Source organism: Streptomyces sp. NBC_01261, assembly GCF_036226385.1.
In the GTDB taxonomy this organism is placed as follows: Bacteria; Actinomycetota; Actinomycetes; order Streptomycetales; family Streptomycetaceae; genus Streptomyces.
Map to the genome: position 1 here is coordinate 10,035,816 of NZ_CP108463.1, position 5,778 is coordinate 10,041,593.

Below are 5,778 nucleotides of genomic sequence, written 5' to 3' on the forward strand. Positions count from 1 at the left end.
GTCAATGGCGGCAGTGACCAGCCGTTCACCCAAGAGCCATGCGGTTGGGCAGGGCGACCTTGCCAAGTCGCCCTGCCCAACCGGAGCTTCGATGTGCCAGAGCTGAACCGTGACGGCAAGGGTCAGCAGACCAGGGACCGGCTCAGCGGCCCCGAGCGCAGGTGGCGGCCGCGGGGTTCGGGGTCCGTCAGGCGGCCGGCGTCGATGCCCGGGCAGTCGCCCACCACGACGGTCTCCGGCCGGCCGGTGACCGGGATGCCCTCGTAGGGCGTGTAGTCCGTGGCCATGTGCAGCGCGGTGAGCACCACGGGCAGCAGCGTGCAGAACGCGACGATCCCGGCCTTGGCGGCACTGCCCGTGCTCTGCGGCACGAACCACGGCACGCTCATGTACGTGAGGCAATTCCCGGTGATCGAAAGGAGGTTGGCGGCAAGGACCGTCGTCAGCGAACGGCGGTCACCCGACGAGAAAAAGTCTTCGGGCACTCTGGTGGTCTCCCGTACGGGGAAGCGCCCACCGTGCACGAAGCAGGTCGGCCGGTGGGCGAAGCGAAGTGTTCAGTGTCTGGCGCGCGGGGCGAGGCGCACCGCGATGCGGTGTTCACAAGCAGCGCCTCCACCACTTCGCCGGGATGACCACCCGGCACCTCCACGCATTGTCCCCTCGGACTGCTCACCTGCTCTTCGGCCCGTCGTCTCTCGCCCGCTCGCGGGCCACCGGGCGTGTGGCTGTCGAGTGCATGCGGAGCACGGCGTACGTCTCGCCGTCCCGTGGTGGCCGGGTCCAGGAGCGGGTGGTGAATGTGTGCAGCCGCCCGTTCATGATGGCGTGACGCGGCAGAGACGCCCCGAACTCCTCCGCCACCGCTTCCAGCAGCGGTCGTTCTGCTCGGGCGCTGTCCTCCAGGCCATCGAAGAACCGGCTCGGATCCAGCGCCCGCGGTATGTCCCCGCTCCGCTGGATCTCTCCGTCCGCGTACGTGAACGCGTACTGCTCGGCACCGTCCCGTGCCACCGATAGGTGGAAGAACGGCTTCCCGTGCGGTGTCCGCAAGCCGCTCCACACCACCACCGCGCGGGTGTCCGCGCCGGCCGTCGACGCGGGGGAGACGAAGCGCGGCCGGTTGAACGGGGCGGGAGCGCCGTCGAAGGCGAAGCTCCAGCCGGTGCCGGCCCGGCCGACCGCCATGAGGGGCCTGTCGTCGTAGGACGACGACTCCGTCCGGTCGAACCGCGATCTCGCGCTCGCATCCCAGAAGGTCATGGGTTCGTTCAGTACGGTGCCATCCCCCTTTTCATCCCCGTCTCCATCCCCGTCCGTGTCGGCGTCCGTGAGGCGTCCGGGCAGCTCCTTCGGCTCCGTGCCTTCAATCAGGACGAAGCGGTAGGACGTGCGGTTGTTGCCCCGGTCCGGTTCCGCGAGCCACGCCAGGTCGTCCGGGTCGAGGTCGGGCGTCGGACTCGGTGCCTCGCCGGACTGCCCGCCCCTCGGTGTGGACAGCAGCTCGCGGCCCCGCTCCGGGGTCAGCAGCGGCCCGAGCACGGGATCGGCCACCCACCCCAGCGGCGCCAGATGGTCCGGTCCCAACGGCTCCCACAGGGGCAGAGCGTCCGTCAGTGTCCGCCATGCCCTGTCGGTGTCTCCCCAGCGCGCCAACTCCCGCGCCCGCTCGACCGCCTCGCCGAACGGCCCGGCCGCCGTGTACCGGTACGTACCGTTCCTCACCTGATCCAGCGTCGCGTGCGCGAGAGACATCAAGTCAGCGTCTGCGCAACGGAGTTGGTACTTCAGTGTGGAGTCGTCCCGGTACGAGTGCGCCGCGTGCTCGGCGACCAGCGGCGGCAGCATCTCGGGTGTGTACCGCGGGTCCGTCACGAGGCCGTCGTAGTACACCGTGTGGGTCTGTCCGAGCAGGCGGCGTATCTGGTCACCCAGGCCTGCGGCCCGAGGCCTGCTGTATCCCTTGGCCTCGTCCAGCGCCTCCAAGGCCTGTTCCCAGCCGCCGCGCAGCGCCTCCAGCCGGGCCTCCGCCACCTGGGCGTCCAGCCTTCGCGTCGTGTCGTTGGCGAACACCGGCTTCCCGTCGCTCGGGCGCGCCTGAAGGCTGTGGAACTCGCGGTGCATGTCCCGCATGAACGCGGTGAAGCCGGCGTGCCGTTCGGGCGGCGCGGCCCGCCAGCTCGCCCAGGTGTAAACGGCCCACTCGCCGTCCTCGTCCACGTCCTCGGGGTCGAGGAGGACGTGCGTGATGTCGGAGACGACGTCGAGTTGCAGCCCGCGTCGCCAGATGTCCGCCTCCCGCCGCTCCTCGGGCCCGGCGTCCTCACGCAGGTGCTCCTCGAACATGTCCGCGAGCCCCGACGCGTTGTTGTGCCAGTGCGCGTCCTCGGTCCCCGCCAGCAGCGACACGAACCCGCCCGCGTGCCGCCACCCGTCGCTGACCTTGAGGAACTCCCGATACGACGGGGGCACTTGGCAACCGAGGCGCTTCTCCATCGCCGCGATCCGCCCCTCCGGCGCTGCCGGGAACCCCAGCCAGCGCGCCTGTCGCGCGACCTCGTCGCCCCCGCCCCGCGTCTCGTCGTCCGGCAGGGAGTCCGCCCACTCCCCGCTCCACCCGAGCAGGAAGGACCGCCAGTCGAATGCCGTGGAATCCGTCATACGCACGATGCTGCCACCCACCACTGACAACGCCCCGCTGCCGCCGTGCCGGGGGAGGCCGACTGTTCAATGTCACCGCGGGAAAGCCCTGTTACCTCCAAGTGACCTTCCTGCTGTCAGAGTTGGGACATGCGCGTACTGATCGTGGAGGACCACAAGGATCTCGCGGAGAGTGTCGCGAGGGGGCTGCGTCGGCATGCGATGGAGGTCGAGCTCGCGCACGACGGCGAGCAGGGGCTGAGCAGGGCGTCGAGCGGGGCGTACGACGTCGTCGTGCTGGACCGGGACCTGCCCCTCGTGCACGGTGACGACATCTGCCGTGCGCTCGTTCGGCAGGGCAGCCCGTCGCGCGTCCTGATGCTCACCGCCGCCGGCACCCTCGCCGACCGCGTCGACGGTCTCGACCTCGGCGCCGACGACTACCTCGCCAAGCCCTTCTCCTTCGCCGAACTCATCGCCCGTGTGCAGGCGTTGGACAGACGGGACCAGCCCGCCGTGCCTCCCGTCCTCGTCCGCGGCGACATCGAGTTGGACCCCGCCCGCCGTACCGCGCTCCGCGGCGGACACAAGCTGGACCTGTCGCCGAAGGAGATGGCCGTCCTGGAGGTGCTGCTCGCCGCCGGCGGTGCCGTCGTATCCGCCGAGGAACTGCTGGAACGCGCCTGGGACCGGGACGCCGACCCGTTCAGCAACACCGTCAAGGTCACCGTCAGCCGGCTGCGCCGCAAGCTCGGCGACCCGCCGGTCATCGAGACGCTTCCCCACGTCGGCTATCGGATCTGAGGTGCGCGACCGCGGGACGGCCGTTGTTGCCAGGCGGGTGACGGTGCGCCAGCCTGTGAGGGGAGTAACCCGGGTGTGACCCGGGGTGGGGGAGCCTGGGGTCCGCGACGTGTGTCCAGTAGGGGGAGCGATGAGGGTACTGGTGGTTGAGGACCATACGGAACTCGCGGACTCGATCACCAGAGTGTTCCGCCGCGAGGGCCTCGCCGTGGACACCGCCTACGACGGGAGGACCGCGCTCGACCTCGCCATCGACGTCGACTACGACGTGGTCGTCCTCGACCGCGACCTCCCCGACGTGCACGGCGACGAGGTCTGCGCCGAACTCACCGCCGAGGGCGTCCGCACCAAGGTGCTCATGCTCACCGCCTCCGCCTCCATCGCCGACCGGGTCGAGGGCCTGGGCCTCGGCGCCGACGACTACCTCCCCAAGCCCTTCGCCTGGGCCGAACTCCTCGCCCGCACCCGGGCCCTCGGCCGCCGTGCCCACCCGGTACGGCAGCCCGTCCTTGCCCGCGGCACCCTCCTGCTCGACCCCGCCCGCCGCACCGCCAGCCACGCCGGCACCCAACTGCCCCTCACCGCGAAGGAGTTCGGCGTACTCGCGTACCTGCTCGGTGCCGAGGGACGGACCGTCCCGGCCGACGAACTGCTCGCCAAGGTGTGGGACGAGGTCACCGACCCCGGCACCACCACCGTCAAGGCCACGGTCAACCGGCTCCGGACCAAACTCGTCGACCGCTCCGTGATCCAGACCGTGCCCGGAGAGGGCTACCGGATCTGACATGGCGACAACTCCCTTGGCCCGCAACCGAGTTCGCGCCCGAGCCTGGCTCAGCGGCCCCGGCGCCGCCCGGGTGCGCGCCCTGATCCGCCTCCTCACGCCCCGCCGGGTCCGGGTCCGCTTCGCCATGCTCTTCGGGCTGCTGTTCATCGCCTCCGGAGCGGTCCTGCTCGGCATCACCTATCTGCTCGTCAACCGCCCCACCCACAACGTCGTCACCGCCGTACACGACGAAGGGGTGCCGGGAGACGGTTCGGCACCGGGGACGGTCATCCGGCCCGGCCCGGGCTCGGGGTCCCCGCAGGACCTCACCGCCTGGCTCAACGACCAACTGCGCAGGCAGACCGAGCATCTGCACGACGCCCAGATGCACGACCTCCTCGTGCAGTCCGGCACCGCCCTCGCCATCATGGCCGCGATCTCCATCGTGCTCAGCTGGCTCCTGGCCCGGCGGGTCCTCCGGCCCATGCGCACCCTCAACGCCGGCATCGCCCGGATCTCCGCCAGCAACGTGCACGAGCGCCTCGCCGTCGCGGGCCCCCGCGACGAGATCAGTGAACTCGCCGACAGCATCGACGGCCTCCTCGCCCGGCTCGAAGCCGCCCTGGAGTCCCACAAGCGCTTCGTCGCCAACGCCGCCCACGAACTGCGCACCCCGCTCACGGTCGAACGCGCCCTCCTGGAGGAGTCCCTCCTCGACCGCGACGCCACCGCCGAGTCGTTCCGCGAGAACTTCGAGCGCCTGCTGCGGATCAGCACCCACCAGGGAGCCCTGCTGGAATCCCTCCTCACCCTCGCCGTCAGCGAACGGGGCGTGGAACGGACCGAGCCCGTCGACCTGGCCGAGATCAACGAGTCCGTGCTGCTCACCCAGCTCCCCGAGACCCTGCGGCACGGCGTACGGATCGAGGACCGCACCGAACCCGCGCCGGTCGCCGGCGACACCGCGCTCCTGGAACGCCTGGTCGCCAACCTCGTCCACAACGCGGCCTACTACAACGTTCCCGACGGAACCGTGGACATCACCGTGCGACGCCACGACCGACGCGCCGTCCTCACGGTCTCCAACACCGGCCCCGAGGTCCCCAAGGACCGCGTCGACCAGCTCTTCGAACCGTTCCAGCGCATGTACCGCACCGCCGGCGACGGACACCACGGCCTCGGTCTGTCCATCGTCCGCGCCATCGCCGCCGCCCACGACGCCACCCTCACCGCCCACGCCAGGCCGGGCGGCGGGCTCGTCGTCGAGGTCTCCTTTCCCCTCCTTGTCAAGGTCGGCGAGCGATACGAGGGTTGGTCACAGCCGCGCGCGGCGACCGCGTCCAAGTGAGCAGAACGGCGGGTTGGACGACACCGTCCGATAGGTATTGTTCTGATTGACCGGCCCCGGTCGTGAACGGGCTTTGACGCCGTTCCGCCGGGCTTTTCGGTCCACGGGTGGGTATTCCCAGGAGCTTCCCGAGCGGAAGCTCTTTGCCTTGCGTTTCCTGCGAAATGGTGCATTGGGCAGCTGCATGCCCATGGAGAGGGAATAGGGGTTAGGTCTAGAT

5 protein-coding genes are annotated in these 5,778 nt (G+C 70.3%); 3 read left to right on the forward strand and 2 right to left on the reverse strand.

The features are described from left to right. Positions 1-122 precede the first annotated feature (122 nt). Together OG226_RS51740 and OG226_RS44660 are read right to left on the reverse strand one after the other, a co-directional pair. Positions 123-485, reverse strand: a complete 363-nt coding sequence (locus OG226_RS51740; protein ID WP_443044883.1) for a hypothetical protein — start codon at positions 483-485, stop codon at positions 123-125. Between the two features lie 187 nt (positions 486-672). Continuing rightward, positions 673-2,661 carry an SMI1/KNR4 family protein gene (locus OG226_RS44660; RefSeq protein ID WP_329352331.1) on the reverse strand — a complete coding sequence of 663 codons (1,989 nt, stop codon included), beginning with the start codon at positions 2,659-2,661 and terminating at the stop codon, positions 673-675. Between the two features lie 129 nt (positions 2,662-2,790). Between OG226_RS44660 and OG226_RS44665 the strand changes: the two genes are divergently transcribed. From OG226_RS44665 to OG226_RS44675, 3 genes are all read left to right on the forward strand, one after another. Then, a complete protein-coding gene (locus OG226_RS44665) occupies positions 2,791-3,444 on the forward strand; it encodes a response regulator transcription factor (RefSeq protein ID WP_328685219.1) in 654 nt (217 codons plus the stop codon). 130 nt (positions 3,445-3,574) lie between these two features. Then, entirely contained in the window at positions 3,575-4,228 is a 654-nt protein-coding gene (locus tag OG226_RS44670; protein ID WP_328685220.1) for a response regulator transcription factor, read from the forward strand. A 1-nt stretch (position 4,229) separates the two neighbouring features. Then, a complete protein-coding gene (locus tag OG226_RS44675; RefSeq protein ID WP_328685221.1) occupies positions 4,230-5,558 on the forward strand; it encodes a sensor histidine kinase in 1,329 nt (442 codons plus the stop codon). Positions 5,559-5,778 lie beyond the last annotated feature (220 nt).